This is a genomic window from Microbulbifer flavimaris (assembly GCF_001641755.2).
Taxonomy (GTDB): Bacteria; Pseudomonadota; Gammaproteobacteria; order Pseudomonadales; family Cellvibrionaceae; genus Microbulbifer; species Microbulbifer flavimaris.
On the sequence record NZ_LRFG02000003.1, the window covers coordinates 69,426 to 92,058 of the forward strand.

19 protein-coding genes and 1 tRNA gene are annotated in these 22,633 nt (G+C 61.7%); 9 read left to right on the forward strand and 11 right to left on the reverse strand.

The genetic code is table 11. The features are described 5' to 3' along the window. The first annotated feature begins 29 nt into the window (after positions 1 to 29). From dnaG to AWR36_RS09525, 6 genes are all read left to right on the forward strand, one after another. The gene (dnaG, locus tag AWR36_RS09500; protein WP_067084186.1) at positions 30 to 2,033 is read left to right on the forward strand and encodes a DNA primase; all 2,004 of its coding nucleotides are present in this window, start codon (positions 30 to 32) and stop codon (positions 2,031 to 2,033) included. A 187-nt stretch (positions 2,034 to 2,220) separates the two neighbouring features. Beyond that, complete coding sequence (gene rpoD, locus AWR36_RS09505) at positions 2,221 to 4,071, forward strand: RNA polymerase sigma factor RpoD (protein ID WP_067084188.1); 1,851 nt, start codon at positions 2,221 to 2,223, stop codon at positions 4,069 to 4,071. A gap of 100 nt (positions 4,072 to 4,171) precedes the next feature. After that, positions 4,172 to 4,561 (forward strand): diacylglycerol kinase, encoded by a 390-nt coding sequence (locus AWR36_RS09510; RefSeq protein WP_067084190.1) that lies wholly within the window; start codon positions 4,172 to 4,174, stop codon positions 4,559 to 4,561. 193 nt (positions 4,562 to 4,754) lie between these two features. Continuing rightward, a complete protein-coding gene (locus tag AWR36_RS09515; protein WP_067084192.1) occupies positions 4,755 to 5,762 on the forward strand; it encodes an autotransporter outer membrane beta-barrel domain-containing protein in 1,008 nt (335 codons plus the stop codon). Positions 5,763 to 5,848: 86 nt separating this feature from the next. After that, positions 5,849 to 5,925: transfer RNA gene (locus AWR36_RS09520), tRNA-Ile, on the forward strand. 243 nt (positions 5,926 to 6,168) lie between these two features. Then, positions 6,169 to 6,546: a DUF805 domain-containing protein gene (locus tag AWR36_RS09525; protein WP_067084194.1), complete on the forward strand. Its 378-nt coding sequence runs from the start codon at positions 6,169 to 6,171 to the stop codon at positions 6,544 to 6,546. An 11-nt stretch (positions 6,547 to 6,557) separates the two neighbouring features. Here the strand turns inward: AWR36_RS09525 and AWR36_RS09530 are convergent, their stop codons facing one another. Together AWR36_RS09530 and pepB are read right to left on the reverse strand one after the other, a co-directional pair. Then, entirely contained in the window at positions 6,558 to 7,613 is a 1,056-nt protein-coding gene (locus AWR36_RS09530; protein WP_176491124.1) for a DUF3667 domain-containing protein, read from the reverse strand. A gap of 243 nt (positions 7,614 to 7,856) precedes the next feature. After that, positions 7,857 to 9,146 (reverse strand): aminopeptidase PepB, encoded by a 1,290-nt coding sequence (pepB, locus tag AWR36_RS09535; protein WP_067084197.1) that lies wholly within the window; start codon positions 9,144 to 9,146, stop codon positions 7,857 to 7,859. Between the two features lie 151 nt (positions 9,147 to 9,297). Here pepB and AWR36_RS09540 point away from each other — a divergent pair, with 151 nt between their 5' ends. Further along, positions 9,298 to 10,716, forward strand: a complete 1,419-nt coding sequence (locus AWR36_RS09540; RefSeq protein ID WP_067084199.1) for a hypothetical protein — start codon at positions 9,298 to 9,300, stop codon at positions 10,714 to 10,716. Positions 10,717 to 10,722: 6 nt separating this feature from the next. On the opposite strand, the gene AWR36_RS09545 is transcribed toward AWR36_RS09540, so the two are convergent. The 5 genes from AWR36_RS09545 to AWR36_RS09565 all read right to left on the reverse strand — a co-directional run bounded on the left by AWR36_RS09545 (position 10,723) and on the right by AWR36_RS09565 (position 17,570). Further along, positions 10,723 to 12,126, reverse strand: coding sequence for a rhomboid family intramembrane serine protease (locus tag AWR36_RS09545; RefSeq protein ID WP_067084201.1), 1,404 nt, complete (start codon positions 12,124 to 12,126; stop codon positions 10,723 to 10,725). Between the two features lie 135 nt (positions 12,127 to 12,261). Then, positions 12,262 to 14,436, reverse strand: coding sequence for a mechanosensitive ion channel domain-containing protein (locus tag AWR36_RS09550; protein ID WP_082679522.1), 2,175 nt, complete (start codon positions 14,434 to 14,436; stop codon positions 12,262 to 12,264). A gap of 360 nt (positions 14,437 to 14,796) precedes the next feature. Beyond that, positions 14,797 to 15,483 carry a DUF6515 family protein gene (locus tag AWR36_RS09555; protein WP_332835515.1) on the reverse strand — a complete coding sequence of 229 codons (687 nt, stop codon included), beginning with the start codon at positions 15,481 to 15,483 and terminating at the stop codon, positions 14,797 to 14,799. Positions 15,484 to 15,593: 110 nt separating this feature from the next. Further along, positions 15,594 to 16,412, reverse strand: a complete 819-nt coding sequence (locus AWR36_RS09560) for a LytR/AlgR family response regulator transcription factor (protein WP_067084206.1) — start codon at positions 16,410 to 16,412, stop codon at positions 15,594 to 15,596. A gap of 69 nt (positions 16,413 to 16,481) precedes the next feature. Continuing rightward, positions 16,482 to 17,570: a sensor histidine kinase gene (locus tag AWR36_RS09565; RefSeq protein ID WP_067084208.1), complete on the reverse strand. Its 1,089-nt coding sequence runs from the start codon at positions 17,568 to 17,570 to the stop codon at positions 16,482 to 16,484. 148 nt (positions 17,571 to 17,718) lie between these two features. On the opposite strand from AWR36_RS09565, the gene AWR36_RS09570 reads away from it, so the two are divergent. Then, positions 17,719 to 18,183 carry an EVE domain-containing protein gene (locus tag AWR36_RS09570; protein WP_067084211.1) on the forward strand — a complete coding sequence of 155 codons (465 nt, stop codon included), beginning with the start codon at positions 17,719 to 17,721 and terminating at the stop codon, positions 18,181 to 18,183. A 149-nt stretch (positions 18,184 to 18,332) separates the two neighbouring features. Here the strand turns inward: AWR36_RS09570 and AWR36_RS09575 are convergent, their stop codons facing one another. The 4 genes from AWR36_RS09575 to bioD form a co-directional block, all read right to left on the reverse strand. Continuing rightward, complete coding sequence (locus tag AWR36_RS09575; RefSeq protein WP_067084214.1) at positions 18,333 to 19,001, reverse strand: nitroreductase family protein; 669 nt, start codon at positions 18,999 to 19,001, stop codon at positions 18,333 to 18,335. Continuing rightward, positions 19,001 to 19,183, reverse strand: a complete 183-nt coding sequence (locus AWR36_RS09580) for a DUF3094 family protein (protein WP_067084215.1) — start codon at positions 19,181 to 19,183, stop codon at positions 19,001 to 19,003. The genes AWR36_RS09575 and AWR36_RS09580 overlap by 1 nt, the downstream gene beginning before the upstream one ends. A 136-nt stretch (positions 19,184 to 19,319) precedes the next feature. Next, positions 19,320 to 21,101 carry an acyl-CoA dehydrogenase C-terminal domain-containing protein gene (locus tag AWR36_RS09585; protein ID WP_067084217.1) on the reverse strand — a complete coding sequence of 594 codons (1,782 nt, stop codon included), beginning with the start codon at positions 21,099 to 21,101 and terminating at the stop codon, positions 19,320 to 19,322. An 81-nt stretch (positions 21,102 to 21,182) separates the two neighbouring features. Continuing rightward, positions 21,183 to 21,866 (reverse strand): dethiobiotin synthase, encoded by a 684-nt coding sequence (gene bioD / locus AWR36_RS09590; RefSeq protein ID WP_067084219.1) that lies wholly within the window; start codon positions 21,864 to 21,866, stop codon positions 21,183 to 21,185. Positions 21,867 to 22,136: 270 nt separating this feature from the next. On the opposite strand from bioD, the gene AWR36_RS09595 reads away from it, so the two are divergent. After that, a complete protein-coding gene (locus AWR36_RS09595) occupies positions 22,137 to 22,622 on the forward strand; it encodes a L,D-transpeptidase family protein (RefSeq protein ID WP_067084221.1) in 486 nt (161 codons plus the stop codon). The last annotated feature ends 11 nt before the right edge of the window (positions 22,623 to 22,633 follow it).

Genomic DNA, 22,633 nt, shown 5'->3' on the forward strand with positions numbered 1-22,633 from the left:
GCTCCCCCCTCCCACGCTTGAGCGCATTTATGGCCGGCAAGATTCCCCAGCACTTTATCGACGACCTGCTCGCCCGAGCGGATATTGTCGAGACCATTGATAGCCGGGTGAAACTGCGCAAGACCGGCAAGAACTACTCGGCCTGCTGCCCTTTCCACGACGAGAAGACCCCCTCTTTCACCGTCAGCCCCGACAAGCAGTTTTATTACTGCTTCGGCTGCGGCGCCAACGGCAACGCCATCGGCTTTTTGATGGAGTACGACCGCCTGCCGTTCCCGGAGGCGGTGGAAAAGCTCGCGGCAGGTATGGGGCTGGAAGTCCCGAGGGAGCAGCTGGCGCCAGGCCAGGAAAAACGCCAGCGGGAAAGCCAGTCTCTCTACCAGCTGACGGAAAAGGCGGCGGACTTCTATCGGCAACAACTGCGCAACCATCCGTCCGCCGGGCGCGCTGTGGCCTACCTGCGCCAGCGCGGGCTGTCCGGGGAAATCGCCCGCGACTTCGGCATCGGCCTCGCCCCGCCCGGCTGGGACAACCTGCTCAACGCCCTGGCCGACACGGCAGAGAAAGCAGACCAGCTGGAACAGGCCGGCCTGGCCATTCGCCGCCAGGACAGCGATGGCCAGACCAAGCCGGGACGGCGCCATCACTACGATCGTTTTCGCGACCGCATCATGTTCCCTATTCGGGACCAGCGCGGACGCCCCATTGCCTTTGGCGGCCGGGTTCTCGGTGACGAGAAGCCCAAATACCTGAATTCGCCGGAAACCCCCATCTTCCACAAGAGCCGGGAACTCTACGGCCTGTGGGAGGCGCGCCAGGCCAACCGCGACCTGAAACGGCTGATCGTGGTGGAAGGCTATATGGATGTGGTGGCCCTGGCCCAGTTCGGCATCCGCTGTGCGGTGGCCACCCTAGGCACCGCCTGTGGCGAGGAGCATATCCAGCTGGCATTCCGCCACGTACCGGAACTGGTGTTCTGTTTCGACGGCGATAAAGCCGGTCGCACGGCCGCGCGCCGCGCCCTGGAAGCCGCCCTGCCGCAGATGCAGGACGGCCGCAGCCTGCGCTTTTTGCTGCTGCCCGAGGGCGAGGACCCCGACACCCTGGTGCGCCAGGTGGGTGGTGAGCGCTTCGAACAACTACTGGACGAACAGGCCAGACCCCTCGAGGACTTCCTGTTCGACCTGCTCGGTGAGGGCATCAACCTGCAGACCATGGACGGCCGCGCGCGGCTGTCCAAACTGGCGGGCCCGCTGCTGGATCAGCTGCCCGATGGCGTATACCGCCAGCTGATGTTCCAGCAACTGGCAGCGCGCACCGGACTCGACCGGGCAACCCTGGAAGAAGTGATTGGCGCCGAGAAAGCCCGCGCGGCCCAGGCCCGAGCCCAGGCCCAGCCGCAGGCAGCGAACCGGCCAGCGGCTCCAGCCACGAAACCGGTGGAACCCGAGGCTTTCCCGGCAACTGCAGAGGCGCCGCCGGTGATGGAAGACATCCCACCGCCGGATGAGATGTACGATCAGATACCGGACTCGGCCCCTGCTGGATTCGCCGCGCCCCAGGAGCGGCCACGCAGCCAGTACCGGTTACCGGCAGAGCGCATGCTGATCGCCCTGCTGCTGCATCATCCGCAACTGGCGCAGCAGATCCAGGATCCCGGCCGCTTCCGCAACAGCGCCCATCCGGACCTGATTCTGTTTGCCGAACTGGTCGAGCTGTTGCAGCGGCGGCCAGACTACAATCTGAACCAGTTACTGGGTTACTGGCGAGCCCACCACGGCGCCGATTCCTGCGAGGTGCTTGCCCAGCTCGCCACCTCGCAACTGGTCACCGGCGCCCGGCAACTGGCGCAGGGTGACACCCAACTGGAATACGATCCGCAGGCAGAGTTTCGCGACTGCCTGCAGAGACTCGAGCGGGCCGAGCAGAAGGCCCGCAACCGCAGCCTGCTGGAGCAACTGAAAAGCACCGGCGGCCAGCTGAGCCCGGAGGAGCGGGCCCTGCTGGCAAACTGGCAACGCAAGCGCGAGTAACCATGGCGGGGGCCTTGAAATCTCAGGGCGCACCGCCATATTCATTCACCCGTGGACGTGGACCGGATACACAGAGCACACAGATCGAACCCCTGTCGCTTGACAGCCAGAGTGGTTATTGCTAGCGCAAATACGCTATAATCCCGCGTCTTTGTCCCGTATTTTTTCCTTACATTCAGGGTTGTGCATGACCGACAACACCCAGCAACAGACTTCACGCATCAAGGAACTGATCGCCCGCGGTAAAGAGCAGGGCTATCTGACCTACGCCGAAGTAAACGACCACCTGCCGGAGGACATCTCCGATCCGGACCAGGTCGAAGACATCATCGGCATGATCAACGATATGGGCATCAAGGTGTATGAGACCGCACCGGATGCCGAAGAATTGTTGATGGCCGAGGGCGATAGCTCCGCTGATGAAATCGCCGCCGCCGAAGCCGCCGCCGCCCTGGCCGCGGTCGAGTCCGACGTGGGCCGCACTACCGATCCGGTGCGCATGTATATGCGCGAGATGGGTACCGTTGAACTGCTGACGCGCGAAGGCGAGATCGCCATCGCCAAGCGCATCGAAGAGGGCCTGCGGGAACTCATGGCTGCGCTGGCCTACTGGCCTGGCGCCGTGCAGCATGTGATCGACGAGTACCAGCTCATCGAGAAGGAAGAGCGCCGCATCCCGGACGTGATTGCCGGCTGGCTGGATCCGGCTGACGAAGTGCCTCCGGGTGCCCAGGCCGGCCAGGCCGCCGAAGCCAAGAGCAGCAAGGACGACTCCAAGTCGGACGACGACTCTTCTGATGAGGAAGAGGAAGAGGAGAACGTCGGCGGTATCGATCCGGAAGAGCTTGCCGAGCGCATGAAGAAGCTCATCGCCGCGCAGAAGAAGGCGGATGCCGCCATCAAGAAGCATGGCCGTGACTCCAAGCAGGCCGGCGAGGCGCTGGAAGCCGTGGGCGAAGTCTTCCGCTTCTTCAAGCTGGCTCCGCGCCAGTTCGACCCCCTGTACATCCAGGTGCGCAGCATTCTCGATGAGGTCCGTATCCAGGAACGCGTGATCATGGCGCTCTGCATCAAGAAGGCCCGTATGCCGCGGAAGACCTTTATCAAGGAATTCCCGGGCAACGAGACCAACGAAGAGTGGATCCCCGGCATCATCAAGAAAAAGCGCGACTACTCCGACAACCTGCGCCAGGTCGCGGAGGACATTATCCGCAGCCAGCGCAAACTGGCCCAGTGCCAGGAGCGCGCCGGCCTGGACATCGGCCAGATCAAAGAGATCAACCGCCGCATGTCCATCGGTGAAGCGCGCTCCCGTCGCGCCAAGAAGGAGATGGTCGAGGCCAACCTGCGCCTGGTGATCTCCATCGCCAAGAAGTACACCAACCGTGGCCTGCAGTTCCTGGACCTGATCCAGGAGGGCAACATCGGCCTGATGAAGGCGGTAGACAAGTTCGAATACCGTCGCGGCTACAAGTTTTCCACCTATGCGACCTGGTGGATTCGCCAGGCAATCACCCGCTCCATCGCGGACCAGGCGCGCACCATTCGTATCCCGGTGCATATGATTGAGACCATCAACAAGCTCAATCGTATCAGCCGCCAGATGCTGCAGGAGATGGGCCGCGAGCCGACTCCGGAAGAGCTGGGTGAGCGCATGGAGATGCCGGAAGACAAGGTGCGCAAGGTACTGAAAATCGCCAAGGAACCGATCTCCATGGAGACGCCGATTGGCGACGACGAAGACTCCCATCTGGGCGACTTCATCGAAGACCAGAACCAGGACTCCCCGGTGGATACCGCCACCCAGACCGGCCTGCACGACGCCACCCGCTCCGTACTGTCCGGCCTGACGGCACGGGAAGCCAAGGTACTGCGCATGCGCTTCGGTATCGACATGAACACCGACCACACCCTGGAAGAGGTGGGCAAGCAGTTCGATGTAACCCGTGAGCGGATTCGTCAGATTGAGGCCAAGGCACTGCGCAAGCTGCGACACCCGTCGCGCTCGGAGCACCTGCGAAGCTTCCTCGACGAGTAAGCAACCCAAAGCCCGGCACCGCCGGGCTTTTTTATGACAATCCGGTGACTGGTAGGCCCAGGCGCCAGTTGAATTGCCCCTTTGCAGGAAGCGAAGACTCATGCAAGAAGAGTTCGTCAACAAGCCCGGCAAAACCGGCATCCCACGCCTGATCGATGCGACCAATTACTCCTGGCAGGGTCTCTCGGCCACCTGGCGCAACGAAGCCGCCTTCCGCCAGGAAGTGACCCTGGCCATCTTCCTGATCCCCCTGGCCATCTGGCTTGGCGAGACCGGGGTCGAGCGGGCACTCCTGATAGGCGTCACCCTGCTGGTCATGATCGTGGAGCTGCTGAACAGCGCCGTGGAAGCCACCATCGATCGCATCAGCCCTGAACGTCACCCGTTGTCCAAGGTCGCCAAGGACACCGCGTCCGCCGCAGTGTCCCTGTCGTTGCTGCTGTGGCTTTTCACCTGGGGCAGCATCCTGCTGCCGCGCTGGGTTGTCTGATGCCAGCGTCACCAGATTGACACAGTTGGCTTGCCCCGCCATTGATTACTGTTAACAGATACCAGGGGCAATTTTCCGGCGCCGCTCTCTCCCACTGGCGCCGGCCATATCCACTGCTCGTCTAAACTTTCCGCACCCCATTTTTCATTCATAAACCAGGGAAGCGTTTATGTCTCTCGGGTGCGCCCGGCTAATGCCACTGCTTATTGCCGCCTGGATGTTCCTGCCGCTACAGGGCGCATTGGCACAGATACCCAACGGGCCCATTTCCACCCGCGAAGAAATTGCCCTGTACGCGCAGATCAAGGCATTGGCGCAACAGCTCTCACTGCAGGAGGTGAGCGGCTACCAACAGCGCCGCGGCGAGCAGCGCTCGGGCAATGGCAGCGCCAGTACCGGCGGCCTGCGACTCTTTCACCGCAGTGACCAGCTGCAGTGGAGTGGTGACCTTAGCAGCCGCTTCGACGGAGAGATCAGTGGCATCCAGCTGAACCACCACTTCTACGCCGGCCCCACCTGCCGCGGCTCCCAAGAACTGGGACTGTTCGGCGGCAGCAGCGTCGCCCGCGGGGATGTCACGGCGGCTTTCCCGGGCGATACCAGCTTCAGTGCCGGGCGCAATTCCATCACCAGCTTCTACGGCGGCCTCTACTTCAGTGACTACCGCCACGACCTGGGCTATATCGACGCCATGGCCAAGCTCTCCTATGTCGCGGCTGACACGGATTCCGCCCGCGGCCTCAGCAGTCGTGTTACCGGACCGCAGCTCACACTCTCTGCTGAACGTGGCATCGCCCTCTCCCTGACCGAGCAAATGAATCTGGAGCCACAACTGCAGATCATCGCCAACTACACCAATTTTGCCGCCCTGCAAGCGGACAACGACTTTCTGGATACCGACAAAACCCCGGAAGTCAGCGTCCGCGCCGGCCTGCGCACCTACCCTGTGGAAAGCAGCCGCGAGATCTACGCCTTCGCCAATTACTGGTACAACCTCGCCGGGGAAGACGATCTGCTGCTGCGGGACGGCAGCCGCCTGAAACTCGAGCGCGGAGCCCGCTGGGGCGAAATCGGGGGCGGCATGACGCTGCTGAATGCCAAGTTTGCCAGCGTCTTCCTGAACCTGAGCTACCGCCAGTCCCTGGACAACCAGGACTGGAGTGGCGGCGGCGCCAACCTGGGCTTCCGCTGGTACTGGTAACCCCGCCACCACGGCTGAAAGCGTTGATTCAAAAGGGGAAATCGGGTACTTTGCTCTGCCGCCGTGGCCCGACCCACGGCATCTGTGGGCCCTTAGCTCAGTTGGTTAGAGCATCCGACTCATAATCGGCAGGTCCTGGGTTCAAGTCCCGGAGGGCCCACCATTTCCAACCTTGAATCAGCACTCTCCCTGAATTGCAGCCTTTGGGCTAGTTGCGCAGCCTCGAGCTTCTGTTACCTCGTCCAGTAACGCCAGTAGGACCGAAGATACATTTGGGAGTATCTGGACTGATCGCCCAGGCTAACTCCTATCCACCGCTTCAAGCACAGAATCCGGCGGAGCTGGTCTAGGGTAAACAAAGTAATCGACGGTTTTCATATCCGAACAGACGCGGAGCCCGGGCGCTATGCACTGGTATCTCAAAGTCCTGAAAAACTATGTCAATTTCCACGGCCGTGCGCAGCGGCGGGAATACTGGTACTTCGTTCTTTTCAATCTGCTGATTGCACTGGTGCTCAGCACCATCGACAGTATGACGGGATGGTACAGCGAGGAATATGGTCTTGGATTTTTGAGTGGGGCTTACGCCCTGTTTGTGCTGCTGCCCTCCCTGGCAGTCACCGTGCGGCGGTTGCACGATACGGGGCGCACGGGCTGGTGGATACTGGTGAGCCTGATTCCCGTGGTGGGCTACCTGGTGCTGCTGGCCTTTATGGTGTTCGACAGCGAACCCGGCACCAACCGCTTTGGTCCCAACCCCAAAGGAATCTCTGCCAGCCCCTAGCTTGTGCCGGCCTACAGGTTGGCCACACTGCGAATAGCGGTGAAAGTAGTAGCAAGCACCAGCAGGACGAAATAGACAGCTCCCAGCAGCGAATACTTGGCCAGTGTCATGGCCCAGCCCTGACCGTAAACCCGCTTCTGCATTAGCAACAGGTAAACCGGCATCCACCAGAGCATTGCCAGCCAGGTGTAGTCCAGCAGGCTCTGTATCCATGATGGCCCGGTTGTCGCAACTGACTGCGCGACGGAAACCAGCGCCAGCAGCAACAGCGAGAGGCTCAGGAAGGCGTGACTGTGCAGGGCCACAATCAGGTGCTCCATATACATCCGCTTGCGGAAGAAATAGAGCGGCTTCAGTATCAGCGCAAAAATCGGCAGTAGCACAAACAGGGTGCTGGGCAACGCGCCGAACAAGGCATCCTTGAACAGGTTGGGATCTTCCTGCACGCGCTTGAAGTTTTCATGGATCTTCTGCTCGTAACGGTCAATCCAGTGATTCACCGGACTCGGCAGCCCCTCCACATCGATCAGGTTAAAGCTCTGGCCATCCTCACCCTCGGATTCGGCAGCGGTCTGCTGGTCGGCCTCAGGCACTGTCGAGGGTATTGTCTCTTGCTGCGGAGGTTCACGCACATCTTCCCCGCGCAACTCTGCGATACGCCTGCCAGCCGCCGCCTTGATCTCTTTTTCCATTGGTTCAATGGAGACGCGAATCGCCGGCAGGTCGGTACCTTGTTGGTCGAGCTCCTGTATCCCGGCCAGGGCCTGGTCGCGGATCCTCTCCACTTCCTCAATGGATTCTGCGCTCGCAAAGTTTGCATCAAAGGCCGCAATACGCTCCCCGTCTTTCCCCATAGCAAAGGGGGTTTCCCAATCGCTACTGACCTGCAGGGCAAAAAATGCGGTAATACACAGAAACACAAACAATTGCACCGGCCCCACATAGCGAATGCGGCGGCCCGCCACATATTCGGCGGTGAGAAAGCCGGGGCGAAAGTAGAGCGGCACCAGGCTGCGCACCAGGCGGGAATCCAGCGCAAAGACGGTGTTGAGAAAGTCACTCAGCACATTGGAAAACCGCCGGATCATCCCGTCGCGGGACTGACCACAGGCGTGGCAGAAACGCCCTTGCAGTGGTTCGCCGCAATTCGCACAGGGCGTGCGCAGCAGCTCAGCGGGCGGCGGGACGGGATGAACAGCTTGAGAAGTGCTTTCTCGTTCGGCTACCGCTGAGTTGTCTTGATGCATTGTTGTATTTTTCTGATGCGGGCCGGTAACACTCGGCTACCGGCCAGGGCCTGAACAGTATTTTCAGTTATCCTGCAGGAAGCGCGCGATGGTGCGGATTCCATGGGCCTTGGCGCCCTGGGCCCAGAGATCGTTGGGCCCTGGCTGGTAGGAACCGGACAGGTCCATATGTATCCAGTCGCGGCCGGTATCGCGCACAAAACGGGCGAGGAAGGCCGCCGCAGTGGAGGCGCCGGGGCTGCCTTCAATTCCCACATTGGCTATCTCGGCAAAGCCGGAAGGGATTTGTTCCAGGTGGAATTTTTCCAGCGGCAGACGCCAGGCTTTCTCGTGCTCGGCCGCCGCGGCGTCCAGCACGCGCCGGGCGCTGTCGTCCTCGAAGCTGAATACAGAATTGAAGTCGCGGCCCACTGCCATCTTGGCGGCGCCAGTCAGGGTGGCGGCGTCGAGAATCCAGCGTGGCTCCTCCTCCGAGGCCGCGATCAGGCCGTCCGCCAGCACCAGACGCCCCTCGGCGTCGGTGTTGAGAATTTCCACCGTCACACCATTCTTGTACTTGATGATGTCACCGAGCTTGAAGGCGTGGCCGGAAATGAGGTTTTCCGCACAACAGAGGTAGAGCTTGACCCGCTTTTGCAATCCCCGGGCAATCGCCAGCGCGAGGCCGCCGGTGACCATGGCAGCACCGCCCATGTCGGACTTCATGTGTGCCATTCCGGTGGAGGGCTTGATGCTGTAGCCACCGGAATCGAAAGTGATGCCTTTGCCCACCAGGCAGATATCTACCGGTGCATCATCTTTGCCCGTGGGGTTGAAGTCCAGCTGCAGCATCACTGGCTCGCGCACACTGCCGCGGCCGACGTTGTGAATTCCGGCAAAGCCCTCGGACAGCAGTTCGTCGCCGGCGATCATGCGGTAATTGACCGCATCCGGGGCGAGCTTCTGCAGCATTTCCGCGGCACTTTCCGCCAGTACACGCGGAGAGACATCTTCCGGCGTGCCGTTGGTGATGCCGCGCACCCATTCCGCCGCTGATTCCCGCGCCTGTAGCTCCTTGAGCTCGCGGTTGTTATCGGTACCCCAGTCCAGCTCGCTGTCGCGGTTGGGATTATAGAAGCCGGCCCAGAAAGCCCAGCGGCTCTCGGTGGTCCAGCCTTCACCAGCAAGCTTCACCGCGGGAATACCCATACCATCCAGGCGCCGGGCGGCGCGCTGGGCTGCCACTTCGGCAGTGCCGGTGGCGCCTGTGACATGAATGCGGGCGCCGCTGGCGGTAAAACTCAGCAGCGCCTTCTCTCCCCAGCTGGCCGCTGCTGCGGATTCCACCAGCTCAACTTCCATTGCCTTCGCCATACCACTTTGCTCCGAAATTCCTGTTTGTGATGGGGTGATGGATTTCATTCTATCAGCCCCGGCGGCCCTTCTGCTGCCGGAGGCCATTTGCGCCAGAGTCCGGCGCGCCGCTAAACTGCGCCGAGGACAACCGGAACAGGGAAGAAAGAATATGGCAGAGTCCTGCAACTACCACTCGTCGCGGGAAGCGGGCTGGCACTGCCAACCCTGCAAGCGACATTTCTGCGCAGACTGCGTGCCGGGCAGTCCGGCGAATTATCCTACCGGCCGGGCCGAGTGTCCTCTCTGCCACAAACCCCTGGCCGACATCGCCGCCAGCAACAGCGCCCGCCCTTTCTGGCAGATGGGAGCCTTCTTTTTTCGCTACGCGTTGCACCCGGGCCCATTAACCGTCATTGGACTGGCCACGGGTGCCAGCCTGCTGATTTCCGGTCTCGGCCTGATTTCACTGTTATTGCTGCTGGCGGCAGTGGCACTGCTGACCCGCTACAACCTGCTGGTGATCGAACACCTGGCGCACGGCAAACTGCAGGCGCCGGAATTTGGCGAGGCACTGGACGGACGCAGTGCACCCATGTTTCTCAAGGTCATCGCCATGGCGTTGATCGCCGGTTTCGGTGGTTACCAGATGATGCGTCTGTTCGGTGAGGGGGGCATACAGCTCTACTCCATCGCACTCTCGTTGCTGGCGCCGGCGGCGATGATTGTACTGGCCCTGGAGGGGCGCCTGCGCTCGGCGGTCAATCCCCTCAAGCTGCTGCATTTCACCGTGGTGATCGGCTGGCCATACCTGCTGTTGTGGCTGTCCACTACCGCCGTGTCGGCAGCGCCCCAATACCTGATGCTGCTGGTGGCGGAAAAATTACCGGCCTGGGCCATCGTGCCCGTGATCGCCGCGAGCACCAGTTATTTCTATATCGTCACCAGCGCGATGATGGGCTACATCTGCCTCGGCAAGCAGCAGTCACTGGGTATCTCCCCAAGCCGCGATGATGACGAGGATTTTCTGGAGGAAAGCGATTTCGACCGCGCACGCGCGCTGGCTGAAGCGCAGATCCTGATGCGTGAAGGGGAGCACAACGCGGCACGACGCGTGCTGGTGGATGCTCTGCGACGCTTCCCCAATGACGCGCCCCTGAACGAACGCTACTACCGGTTGCTGCTGGCCACCCACGACCAGAAGGCTCTGCGCGAACTGGCTCCCCACCTGCTGGAAAAGTTGATCAACCTCAACCACCCCCACCGGGCGGCAGAGCTCTACCTGGCGACAGAGCCCCAGCCGGCGATCGACAAGTCATCACTGCGCCACGGCCTCGCCGATGCCCTGTACCGCCACCGCAAATTCGCGCCGGCGGCCAGGCTGCTCAACAACCTGCACAAGGATGACAGTCACTACCGCAACCTCGACAAGGCCTATCTGCTGCTGGCGAAGGTGTATCTGGACGGGTTCAACCGGGAAGACCTGACAAAACAGCTGCTGGTGTTCCTGCGCAAGAAATACCCGGACAGCGAAGTTCAGAGTGAGGTGAGGACGCTGGCCAAGGTGCTGCAGGCGGGACAGCCCGCCTGAGTTGATTTAGTCCGAGACGCTCGCGGGGCGGACCAGTTGCTGGATCTCCCGCGCGCGCACTTCCTCTCCCAAGCGGCGGTAGTGATCCACCAGGGCCGTGCCGAGCCGCGGTAGCAGCGGATGGTCGACTCCCTGCCCCTGCAGACGGCGCAGCAGCTCCTCGAGCCAACCCCACTGCTTTTCCCGCGCAGCGCGTCGGGCCAGTAACAGGCAGGCCTTGGCGGACAGGGCACGGGGGCGGCTGGTTGCCCGCAGATAGCGGCGGTAACTGTCTGCCAGTTGCCCCACCCCGATCGCCTGGTCATCCGCCAGCGCGAACAGCGCCAGGTGCGCGCGATGATAAGCCTCGCTGTCCGGCGCCACTGAAGAGAGCTCAATGGCGCGCTCGATCAACTCAATGCTTTGCGGATGCTGACGCACCGCGGCACCAGCGGCCTCACCAGCCTCTAGATACTTGCCCTGCTCCTGCAAACGGTCGATACGGGCAAGCACCCGCTGTTCCGCTGTCGGTACGCCCTGCTCCACCGGCATCTGCGCCAGTACCGGGCGACGGCTGAGCAGCGCCATGGTGGCGACAAAGCCCGCCAGAAGGCCGCCCAGGTGCGCCCAGTAGGCGATGCCGGCATCGCCCCAGAAGTAGCCGAAGAGCTCCTTGGCCAGCCACAGGGGCAGCACCAACAGTGCCGGGGCACTGAACTCACCGAACATAAAGCCGATGGTGTAGAAGAATCGCAGCCGCTGTACCCCGTACACGGCCACGAACATGCCCATCACGGCAGACACCGCGCCGGAAGCCCCCACCATTGGCATCGGGCTGCCGGCCTCGACGACCATATGCAGACCGGCGGCCGCCAGCCCCCCGAGCAGGTAGAGACCCGCGAACCAGGCGCCGCCGAGGGCCAATTCAACGGAAAGGCCAAACAGCAACAGGAAGACCATATTGCCGATCAGGTGATCCCAGCTGCCGTGCAGGAACATGTGTCCGAACAGCCCGGCCAGTGTCGGCTCCGCCGGCGTGAGGCCCAGCGCAAAGGCGCTCAGGCGATTGCGCAGCTGGTCGAACTGCTGGCGCTGGGCGAGCCATTCGGTCTCCCCCTCGGCCCGCAGCTGGGGCAGCAACCACTGGTGGAATTCCCGGTTGCCCAGCAGCTCCCGGTAGACAAACTCTTCGCCCTGCGCATCCATGTGCATGCGCCACTCGGGGTGTTCCTCGTTGATGTACACCAGGAAACGCTGCTCTTCCAGAACCGGCAGGTCACTGGAAAAGTAATACTCTTCCGCCGCCTGCCAGCGGGCTTCATCGCGTCCCTGATAGAAGATGAACACCAGCAGGTTCAGGGCGATCAGGGCAAAGCACATCAGCGGCGGGCGGCGCCAGTCGGGCTTGTTCTGTATCGGGATAATCAGCAAGTACGGGATCCTGTCTCAATTCTTGCGCCGCAGCCGGCCCACTGCGGGACCGCCATATCAAGCGCCCCAGAATACAGGCGCAGCGATTGCAGAACAAACATTTCGACCATAAATTGAACGAATGGCACCCGCCGGTCACTGGCTGTTGCGGCGCGCGATAGTGAGGGGCGCATCCCAGCTGCGCAGGTGCAGATCCCGCTGCGGGAAGGGGATTTCGATCCCGCGGTCATTGAATTCCCGCAGCAACTCCACGTTATACAGGGCATAGGGATCCCCCAGTGGCGAAACCATGTTGCTGTTGATCCAGACCACCAGTTTGAAGTTGAGGGCACTGTCGGCGAACTCCATCAACCAGACCTCGGTCTTGCGCTGCCAGTCGGTATGGGTGATCGACACGCGCTCCGCAGCAGCAGCGGCAGCCTCGCGCACTTCGTCCGGGTCAGAGCCGTAGGCCACCCCGAACGGCACATGGATGCGCCGCACCGGGTCGTCCAGGGTGTGGTTGATGACGCGGCCGGCGACGAACTCCGAGTTCGGCACCAGGATATCCACGTTGTCGCGGGTGGTGATACGGGTCGAGCGCACGTTGATGTCGCGAATACGCCCGAACACCCCCGACTCCAGCTCCACCAGATCCCCCACCCGCAGCGGCTGCTCGAACAGCAGGATCAGCCCGGAGATGAAATTGGAAAAAATCGCCTGCAGGCCGAAGCCGATACCCACCGACAGCGCACCGGCCACCAACGCCAGCTTTGAGGCGTCCAGTCCCAGCATCACCAGCGCAACCAGCAGCGCAATGCCGATAATGCTGTAATGCAGCACCCGGCCGAGGGTGTACATGGAGGATTCACTGGCGTGCTCCTTGCGCACCAGCCGGTTGAGGAATCGGCGGGTGAAGCCGGAGATCAACCAGGCGCAGATCAGTACGAACAGCACCCGGGCCAGGATGCGCAGGGTCACCGGACTCTGGCTGATGGTGAACAACTGGTAATCCGCCAGTTCGCGCCAATGGGTATAAGCGACGTTGGTCAGGTGACCGGCACGCTCGCGCAGGGTCGCCCACCAGCCCCGCCGCTGCTGGAATACCTGCAGCTGGGCAGACTCGTAGCGCAGCACATCCTCCAGCAGGTCTTCCGCACGCCCGAGTGCACTGTCGATCTTCTCAAAGCGGCGCCACCAGGTGCGCATGGCGCCGCGCTCCTCGTCACTCCAGGCCACCACCTGACGCTGACGCAGATTGAGGTCGCGTGAGACCGCATCCATCGTCGTGCGCGCGGTTTCCACCAGGTCCCGGTCCCGGACCAGCGTCGGATCTTCGCCATCCGGATTCAGCACCGAGTTCATGGATTGCAGCAGTTCCGACTTGCGCTGGCGCAGCAGGTTCTCCAGTTGCGAGATTTCGTTTTCCATCAGTTGCAGATCCTGCTCGAGGTTCTGCTGCGGGTCCGTGGATTCGAGAGCCCGGCGCTGCAGCTCCGCACGCTGCTCCACCATGGCGTCGCGCTTTTCTTTCAGCTCCTCTAGAGTGCTGCCGAGCGATTGCTGGGCTTTTTCGCTGTAAACCAGCGACTGCAGCGTGGTGTCGAGCTGGTTCTCCGCCAGTTCAACCTGCTCCTGCCACAGGGACATCTGTTCCTCCAGCAGGCTACGCTGTTCGATGATGTTGAGGTGATCAACCTGGGTGCGGAAGAGCTTCAGCGCCGCGATCTCACTATTGGTGCCTGCCTCAGCATCCCTGAGGGCCACCACCCGGTTGCGAAGCTGCCGCAGGGACTGGGACAGCGCCTCATCGATCTGGCGCACCTCCAGCTGCAGACTCTGCAGGCGCTGTTGCCCACGGGCGATGGCCGCGTCTGCCTTCTGCCAGTCCAGCACGGTGGGCTCACTGGGGAACTCCACTTCAGGCAGTACTGCGACGCTTTTTAATTCCTCGTAGCTCGTCCAGGTGACATTGAGGCGTTTGAAGCTGTCGTTGACGGCTGCTACCTGCTCCTGCAACTCCTTGTTTTCCGGCAGCTTGCCGCTCCACTCCATCCACGACTGGACCAGTTCCTTGCGCCACGCCTGGCGCTGCTCCCGGGTGGCGTCAGGCCAGCCGGTCCACCAGTCTGCAGTCGGGGCGGAAAAGTCGGGGATGACCGGCTCAAATTCTTTCGGCTTTCCGCCGGGGAGCTGGGCAAATGCAGAGAGGCTGAAGAAGGTCAGGAGAAATGCCAGGACCAGCGAGCTGGCCTGATGCAGCCACTGGCACCTGCGACTGCGACAGCTGGGGGTAAGAGAGAGGAAGGCGAAACCGCTGCCACCCTGCATAAAACGCCGACTCCGTGGCAAAACCCGACACATGGGAAGAGGCGGAGAAAATGCCCCGCTTTTTCAGTGTAGCCCAGCGGGTTCCGCCGCCCTGATGGACGGGGGCTACTCTCGAAGTGCACGGTAAGAACGATAGCCGGCGATAAACGAAGGGCGCTGGGGTCGCTGTCGCCACGGCCCAGCACCAGGTGAATCCGGGAGAAAACTGGAATTGCCGCCACAGTCCATTGCTGCCCGGGGCAGGAAAGCCGGCGCAGAAAACAACGCGGCTCTCCAATGCGGTTTTCAACGCAGCTTTCAACGCGGCTTTCATTGAGTTCCGTCTCTCAGGGGAACCGGGGTCGCCTGCTGGCAGCCGCACTAACGCATGCAGCGCTCAAACTCGTCCCGGTAGCTGCCCGGCTCGCGGCGATAGGGGCCGACGTCGCCGCGGCGCGATTGATCGGAGGCGATGCGTCGACAGGTTGCACGGCGCTCCCGATAGCTCTGGTCGCCAATGTAGTCACGGAAGCCATAACGGCCGTAGTAACCACCGCCAGGGCCGACGGAGTAACTACCGCGAATCGCGGCATAGGGGGCGCTGCGGGTCCGGTACCCGGGACTGGGCCGCGGGTAGGCTCGGGGAACCACCGTTGCCTGCGGGGCTCGTGCCGCAACCTGTGGCGCAGGCCGCGGTGCCGGCAGAGACTGGAGCCCCGGTGTCCCTCTGAAATAGTCACGCCAGCCGTAGGGCGGGGCCACGACCGTGAAGTCATCACCGTTGGGCTCGTATCGCAGGAAGGCCCCACCGCGTGTAACGAAGTAGCGGTCGCCGCCCATGGTGAAGGTGCCACTGCTACCAGGGGCATAGGGCACCCGCGCACCACGCGGTGGTTCTACGCGCACATACCCCCCGCGTGCCAATCGGTAAAAGGAGCCGGCTGAATAATAATAAGTTTCACCGCGTACCAGGATTTGCGATGCACCGGACGGCAGCGTTCTTGTCACGCCCTGTGCCCAGGTCTGCATAACGGCACAACTGAGAAGGAGTGCTATGGCGTAGCGCATGGCGGCGCCTCCTTTCTGGCAAACTACTGAATATCGGTAGTCTACTGAGCGGCGACGCCCATCCCCAGTCGCTCGAACGCTGCGTCCGGCTCTGCTACGGCCAAATTCTGCTACAGGAAGTGCTGCACCTTGTTTTTATAGCTGCGGCTCATCTTCAAACGCTCGCCATTTTGCAGCACCAGATAATACTCACCGTTGATGTGCGCGCAGATTTCGCTGACGCGCCCCAGGTTGACGATGGTGGAGCGGTGAATGCGCTGGAATACTCGCGGGTCCAGCTGCTGCTCCAACTCTTTCATGGTAATGCGCATCACATGGGTTTCCCCCTTGGCGTGCACACACATGTAATCGCCGGCGGCGTCGATCCAGTCGATTTCCTTTGCCGGTACCAGGGTGATTTTGCCGGCATCCTTGATGGCAATTTTATCGGGGTAGCGCGCACCGGACAGTTCGCCGCTGGCAAGCTTTTCCTCCAGCGCCTCGGGCGATTCCTGGGTCAGGTCCGCCACCGCTTCCAAAAGCTGCTCCCGCTGAGCCGCCAGGTCTTCGGTTGCACGCTTTTCACGCACGCGATCCATGGCCCGCTGCAGACGGTCCTCCTCGATGGGCTTCAGCACGTAGTCCACCGCGTTGACCTCAAAGGCATCCACGGCGTACTCGTCGTAGGCGGTAACGAACACCACCTGGGGCAACTCTTCTTTGGCCAGCGTCTGCACCAGCTGCAGGCCATTGATACCGGGCATCTGGATGTCGACAAAGGCGATATCCGGTTTCAGTTCTGGAATTCGTTCGCTGGCCTCGCGCCCGTTGCTGCACTCGGCGAGCACCTCCACACCGCCCAGGTTTTCCAGGCGTAATCTCAGGCCGCGCCTTGCCAGGGGTTCATCGTCGACGATGATCGCGGTCAGTTTTTCTGCAGTGCCAGTCATGGTTTCCTTCCTGCTTTCTATTCCAGTCAGCGCTTGCTGCCGGCGATTCCTGCTCGCTATTCCGGATTACTATTCCTGCTCGAAGGGAATGCGAATATGCACCGCCAGGCCACCGCCCGGCTGATTGCGAAAACGCACTTTCTGCTCCGAACCATACAGGGCGCCGAGGCGCTCGCAGGTATTGCGGATACCGACGCCGCGGCCGGAGCCCAGTTTTTTCAGCTCCCGGTCGCTCATGCCGGGTCCGTTATCGCTCACCTCAAGCAGCAACTCACCGGCAAACACCCGGGCGCGGATGGTGATCTCACCGCCCCACTCCCGCTGGGAGATACCGTACTTGATGGCATTCTCCACCAGCGGCTGCAGCAGCAGGCTGGGCACCAGTGCCCTGGGTGAATCCCCCTCCAGGTCGACATTCACCCCGAGCCGATCGGCAAAGCGCACCTTCTCGATATCCAGGTACAGCATCAGCGCCTCCACCTCCCGCGCCAGCGTGACCTTCTGCATGGGGTCATTGTCCAGCGAGTGACGCAGGAACTGGGACAGCCGTGAGACCATGTCATTGGCCGTGCGCCCGTCGTTGTCGAGGATCAGCGTGGAGATGGCATTCAGGGTATTGAACAGGAAATGCGGATTGAGCTGGTAACGGAGCATCTTGAGCTGGGCCTGATGGGCCATGGACTCCGCCAACAGCATTTTTTCCTGCTGATCCTGGGAGGCCTGGTAATACTTGATGCCGTAATACAGTGCTGCCCAAGTCATCAGCAACAGGAAGGAATAGGAGAACCAGTAGATCGCCAGTACGGCCGGGTGCTCGTCACTCTCCTTGCCGTACAGCCAGACGGAGCCGCCAAACTTGATCGCCGCCCAGACGGCCGCCGCCAGCACCACCACCATCAGTGAGCCGATAAAGCGCATAGCCGGCGGCCGGTTCCACAGACGATGGAAACCCCGGCGCATCAGCTCCGACAGGGCCACACCCGAGGCCGTTGCCACGGCGATATAGCCGGAGTGAAGCCAGTGGTTCTTTACCCAGAAAAAGCTGCCGATGAAGGTCAGCAGGGTGTAACCACCCCAGCCCGCGGCCTGCAGTGCCCAGTATTTCCACCGCTGCGAGGCCAGCCGTTCAGACAGCCATTGAAAAGCCTTGTTGCCCATATTCTCCCATGGCGGCCCGACGCCAGGAGCTGCGGGCCGAAGTTGACACTTCTACAGACGTTCATACTAAATGGCGCCGGCGGCCTGCGAAATACCACCCGGCGCAGCGAGCACACCGCCTGCCGCAGGCAATAGAGAGGGAAGGACATTGAACTACTGGCTCTTCAAGTCGGAACCCGACGAATACAGCATCGACGACCTGGCATCCGAGCCCGACCAGATTGGCCGCTGGGATGGTATCCGCAACTATCAGGCGCGTAATTTCCTCAGGGATCAGGTGGCGGCAGGGGACTCTGTGCTCTTTTATCACAGCGCCTGCAAGGTGCCTGCGGTGGTGGGTACCGCCGAGGTGGTGAAGGCCGCTTACCCGGATCCGGCCCAGTTTGATCCGGAGAGCGCTTACTTCGACCCCAAAGCCAGCCCGGAGAACCCGCGCTGGTTCTGTGTGGACCTGCGCTGGGGCAGCAAGTTTGCCCACCCGGTGGCGCTGGCCACCATCAAGGCGGATCCGCTACTGCAGGACATGGTGCTGGTAAAGCAGGGCCGGCTGTCTATGCAGCCGGTGGCGGCTGCGGAGTGGGAGCACCTGCTCAAGCTCGGGCAAAAGTCCTGACATCAAACCATCAGATGATTCCGGGCTGGTTGCCGCCTCCCGGATAGCGCCGCTGGTCACTTGGCCCCTGGCAGGAACAACCCCTTTTGCCCCCTGCGGTTCTCCACTCACGGTAATTTTCTGCACGGCACTGCATGCGCAGCCGGGTATCAGAGGAAATCTGCGATCTCGTCCAGCGCCTTCTTTTCAATGGCCGGTACCTCCGCGCCCTCGGCGGGCAGGCCGGCCACCAGGATCATGTAGGGCTTTTCCGTAGATGGACGTCCGAGGATCTCGTTGAGGAACTTCATCGGACTCGGGGTATGGGTGAGTGTGGCGACGCCGGCATTGTGCAGGGCCGCGATCAGCATGCCGGTGGCGATACCGACGGACTCGGCAGTGTAGTAGTTCTTCAGGCGCTCACCGCTCTCGCTGCTGGAGAACTTCTTCAGGAAGATCACGATCAGCCAGGGGGCGGTTTCGAGAAAAGGCTTGTGGGCATCGGTGCCCAGCGGCGCCAGCGCATCCAGCCACTCGGCAGAGGCACGGCGCTGATAGAACTCCCGCTCTTCCTCTTCGGCCGCGAGCCGGATCTGGCGCTTGAGTTCAGTACTGCCGACCACGGAGAAGTGCCACGGCTGCATATTGGCACCGCTGGGCGCGCTGCCGGCTGTCAGTATCGCGTCCTCGATGACCCTGCGGGGCACTGGCTCGGCAGAGAAGTCACGCACGCTGCGGCGCTGCTTCATGCTGGCGAGAAAACTGTGACTGCGGCGCGCCATCTCGTCCTCACTCAGGCGCTCAAAGCCCAGTGGAATAAAGCCTTCGCTCTCCGCCATCACACCACTCCCTTGGTCCGTGCGATCAACAGGCTAACCAGCGACAACACCGTCAAAACAACGACGATGATGCCTAGCAGCAAAAAAGGGCGAAAGGGTTTGCGCTCTACGCGGTTGACACCGCTATGCAGGTATTTGTCGACCTTGGCCTGGTCTTCATCAGAGAGTTTTTTCTCGGGCATGGCTTTGTTATCGGTTTTTTATTCAAGCTCACCGAGTGTAGGAGAAACGCCGCGCACAAAAAAGCCCCGCGCTGCGGGGCTCCCTGTCCCGGGCCCGCCTTTTATCGGCGAGCCGGGCTGTGCTGACGGACTACGTTCAGAACAGTTCTTCCTCCAGGTCCATCAGCGTTGCACTACCGGCATCCACGCTTTCTGCCAGGGCCGCGGCCTGTGGCAAGAGGCGGGCAAAGAAGAAGCGCGCCGTCTTCACCTGGCCCGCATAGAAGCTGTCTTCGCCAGTCTTCGGCAATGCAGCGGCGGCGATCCGTGCCCACATGAATGCGTAGGCCACGTAACCGAACAGGTGCAGGTACTCCACTGAGGCTGCGCCCGGCGCGTGGGGATCCTCCTGCGCCGCAGCCAGTACACGGGCGGTCACATCGCGCAGGCGCTGCAGTTCAGTGGCCAGCGGCTGAATGAATTCCGCCAGTGCCTCGTTGTCCGCCTGGCTATCGACAAACTGCTGCACATCGTCGGCAAACAGATTGAAGAAGGCACCGTTGTTGGCGACGGTCTTGCGGCCGATCAGGTCCAGCGCCTGAATGCCGTTGGTACCCTCGTAAATCTGGGTAATTCGCACGTCGCGCACCAGCTGCTCCTGGCCCCACTCGCGGATGTACCCGTGGCCCCCAAACACCTGCTGACCGAGCACGGTGCAATCCAGCCCTTTATCGGTAAAGAAGGCTTTCGCTACCGGAGTCAGCAGCGCCACCATGGCTTCGGCTTTCTGCTTCTCCTCGCCTTCCCCAAACTTGGCGATATCCAGCCACTGGGCAACATAGGTGGACAGCGCGCGGCCGCCGCCGATCAGGGCCTTCTGGGTCAGCAGCATGCGGCGCACATCCGGGTGCACCAGAATCGGGTCTGCCGCCTTGTCCGCCTGCTTCGGGCCGGCCGGGGAGCGGCTCTGGATCCGCTCGCGGGCGTATTCCACCGCATTCTGGTAGGAGCGTTCGGAGGCGCCCAGCCCCTGAATACCCACACCCAGGCGCTCGTAGTTCATCATGGTGAACATGGCCGCCAGGCCCTTGTTGAGTTCACCCACCAGCCAGCCCTTGGCACCATCGAAGTTCATGGCGCAGGTGGCGGAGGCCTTAATACCCATCTTGTGCTCGATGGAACCGCAGTTCACGGCATTGCGCTCGCCGACACTGCCGTCTTCATTGACCAGGAACTTGGGCACCAGGAACAGGGAAATACCTTTCGGCCCCTTGGGTGCGTCCGGCAGCTTGGCCAGCACCAGGTGGATGATGTTCTCCGACAGGTCGTGATCGCCACCGGTGATAAAGATTTTGTTACCGGTGATCTTGTAGGAACCATCTTCCTGCGGCTCTGCCTTGGTGCGGATGATGCCGAGATCCGTGCCCGCATGGGGTTCGGTCAGGTCCATGGCGCCGGACCAGGTACCCTCGTACATCTTCGGCAGATAGCGCTGCTTGAGCTCCTCGCTACCGTGGGCATCCAGCGCCAGGCAGGCACCGGCTGTCAGCACGGGATAGAGCGCGAAGGAGATATTGGCGGAATTGATCATCTCCTCCATCTGGGCGCCGAGCATTTTCGGCATGCCCATGCCGCCGTATTCCGGGTTGCCCACCAGTGCACCCCAGCCACCCTCGCAGAAGGTGGCGTAGGCCTCGGGGAAGCCTTTCGGTGTGGTCACAACGCCATCCTCCCAGTGGCAACCCTCTTCATCGCCACTGCGGTTGATCGGATCCAGGGTGTTGGCGGCGAGCTTGGCCATCTCCTCGAGAATGGCATCCGCGGTCTCGCGGTCCACCGCACCTTCCAGCCCCGGCAGGCGCGCCCACAGTTCGTCAGCGGCAAAAACCTCATGCAGCAGGAAGTTCATCTCCCGCAGCGGTGCTTTGTAATCCGCCATGCTCGGCTCCTCAGTCAAGTGTTTCAAACGATTGTTTGAATCTAGGTGGAGGCGGCCCGCTTGTCAACCGTGGGGCGCGACTCAACCCAGCAGCGGCGAGATGTCCAGGGCTTCTGCCGCGAGACGAAAATCCGCATTCTCATCGAAGGGGACCACGCCCAGCAGGGGCGCCGGCAGCAAAGTGCGCAGAGTCGCCAGGTTCTCGTCTGGTCGCGCCATCCCCTCCCGGGCAAAGTTGGCGACCCAGCCGGCCAGGGTCAACCCGTCGCGGCGGATAGCCTCGGCCGTCAGCAGGGCGTGATTGATACAGCCCAGCTGCATACTCACCACCAGAATTACCGGGATCTCCAGCTGTTTCGGCAGGTCAGAGAGGAAGGCGCGCGGACCCAGCGGCGTGCGCCAGCCCCCGGCACCCTCGATCAGGACCAGGTCCGCCCCGGCGGACATGACGCCCCGGCAGACACCGGCCATGCGCCCCACATCCAGCCGCTTGCCGGCTTCCATGGCGGCAATATGGGGAGCGATGGCGGGCTCGAGGGCAATGGGATTGACCTGCTGGTAGGGCAGAGACAGGGTCATGGCATCCTGAAGCAACAGGGCGTCGCTGTTGCGCAGCCCGTCGTGAGTGACCTCACAGCCAGAGGCCACCGGTTTCACTGCCGCAGTCTTCAGTTTCCGCTGTGCCGCCCTTTCCAGCAGGGCAGCGCTGATGAAGGTTTTCCCGACTTCAGTGTCGGTTCCGGTCACAAAATAGGTTCTGCTCAAGCTGACTCTCCGTTCAGTAAATTTTTTTGACGGCGCCCTTTGAAACACCGTCTGGTTGCTGATAAATTACCCGCTCAGATCATTTTTTAATCGCCCCAGCCGCTTTTATGCACCGGGGTTAGGATAGAGCCCTAACACCATGCCCGGCCGGGATCTGGTTGCCAGCGAAGGACAACGCTGTCATGAATCGCGCCACCCCGCCCACTTCGCGAGGTGACAGCAGGGAAGCTGCCGTTCCACGGAAACTGACAAACACGATTTGCCGAGACTATGCGATACCTTGCTTTTGCCCTGCTGATGCTAGCGCCCCTGCTGTCCACCGCCGCCATTCAGAAAGCGGATGAAGTGGTGGTGTACAAGTCAAAATCACTGATGCAGCTGAAACGGAATGGCCGTGTGCTGAAAAGCTACAAGGTCGTCTTCGGCGAGAACCCCCGCGGCCACAAGGTAATGCAGGGTGATGAACGCACGCCGGAAGGCCGCTACACCCTGGACTGGAAAAACCCCAAGAGCCGTTTCTACCGCTCTATCCATATTTCCTATCCCAACGCTGCGGACAAGGCCCGCGCCCGTCGCCTGGGCGTGAATCCCGGTGGCGACATCATGATCCACGGCATCAAACCGCAGTGGAAAGGGATGGAGAGCTACCTGACCAAGATGAACTGGACTGATGGTTGTATCGCGGTAACCAACCGCGAGATGGACGAAATCTGGGCCATGGTAGATACCCCGACGCCGATTTCTATCTATCCGTGATCATGCCCGGG

What these genes read in the sequence shown, in the direction of transcription:
- dnaG (WP_067084186.1), top strand. Translation starts at nt 30, where the DNA reads ATGGCCGGCAAGATTCCCCAGCACTTTATCGACGACCTGCTCGCCCGA.
- rpoD (WP_067084188.1), top strand. Translation starts at nt 2,221, where the DNA reads ATGACCGACAACACCCAGCAACAGACTTCACGCATCAAGGAACTGATC.
- AWR36_RS09510 (WP_067084190.1), top strand. Translation starts at nt 4,172, where the DNA reads ATGCAAGAAGAGTTCGTCAACAAGCCCGGCAAAACCGGCATCCCACGC.
- AWR36_RS09515 (WP_067084192.1), top strand. Translation starts at nt 4,755, where the DNA reads ATGCCACTGCTTATTGCCGCCTGGATGTTCCTGCCGCTACAGGGCGCA.
- AWR36_RS09525 (WP_067084194.1), top strand. Translation starts at nt 6,169, where the DNA reads ATGCACTGGTATCTCAAAGTCCTGAAAAACTATGTCAATTTCCACGGC.
- pepB (WP_067084197.1), bottom strand. Translation starts at nt 9,146, where the DNA reads ATGGCGAAGGCAATGGAAGTTGAGCTGGTGGAATCCGCAGCAGCGGCC.
- AWR36_RS09540 (WP_067084199.1), top strand. Translation starts at nt 9,298, where the DNA reads ATGGCAGAGTCCTGCAACTACCACTCGTCGCGGGAAGCGGGCTGGCAC.
- AWR36_RS09550 (WP_082679522.1), bottom strand. Translation starts at nt 14,436, where the DNA reads ATGCAGGGTGGCAGCGGTTTCGCCTTCCTCTCTCTTACCCCCAGCTGT.
- AWR36_RS09555 (WP_332835515.1), bottom strand. Translation starts at nt 15,483, where the DNA reads ATGCGCTACGCCATAGCACTCCTTCTCAGTTGTGCCGTTATGCAGACC.
- AWR36_RS09560 (WP_067084206.1), bottom strand. Translation starts at nt 16,412, where the DNA reads ATGACTGGCACTGCAGAAAAACTGACCGCGATCATCGTCGACGATGAA.
- AWR36_RS09565 (WP_067084208.1), bottom strand. Translation starts at nt 17,570, where the DNA reads ATGGGCAACAAGGCTTTTCAATGGCTGTCTGAACGGCTGGCCTCGCAG.
- AWR36_RS09575 (WP_067084214.1), bottom strand. Translation starts at nt 19,001, where the DNA reads ATGGCGGAGAGCGAAGGCTTTATTCCACTGGGCTTTGAGCGCCTGAGT.
- AWR36_RS09580 (WP_067084215.1), bottom strand. Translation starts at nt 19,183, where the DNA reads ATGCCCGAGAAAAAACTCTCTGATGAAGACCAGGCCAAGGTCGACAAA.
- AWR36_RS09585 (WP_067084217.1), bottom strand. Translation starts at nt 21,101, where the DNA reads ATGGCGGATTACAAAGCACCGCTGCGGGAGATGAACTTCCTGCTGCAT.
- AWR36_RS09595 (WP_067084221.1), top strand. Translation starts at nt 22,137, where the DNA reads ATGCGATACCTTGCTTTTGCCCTGCTGATGCTAGCGCCCCTGCTGTCC.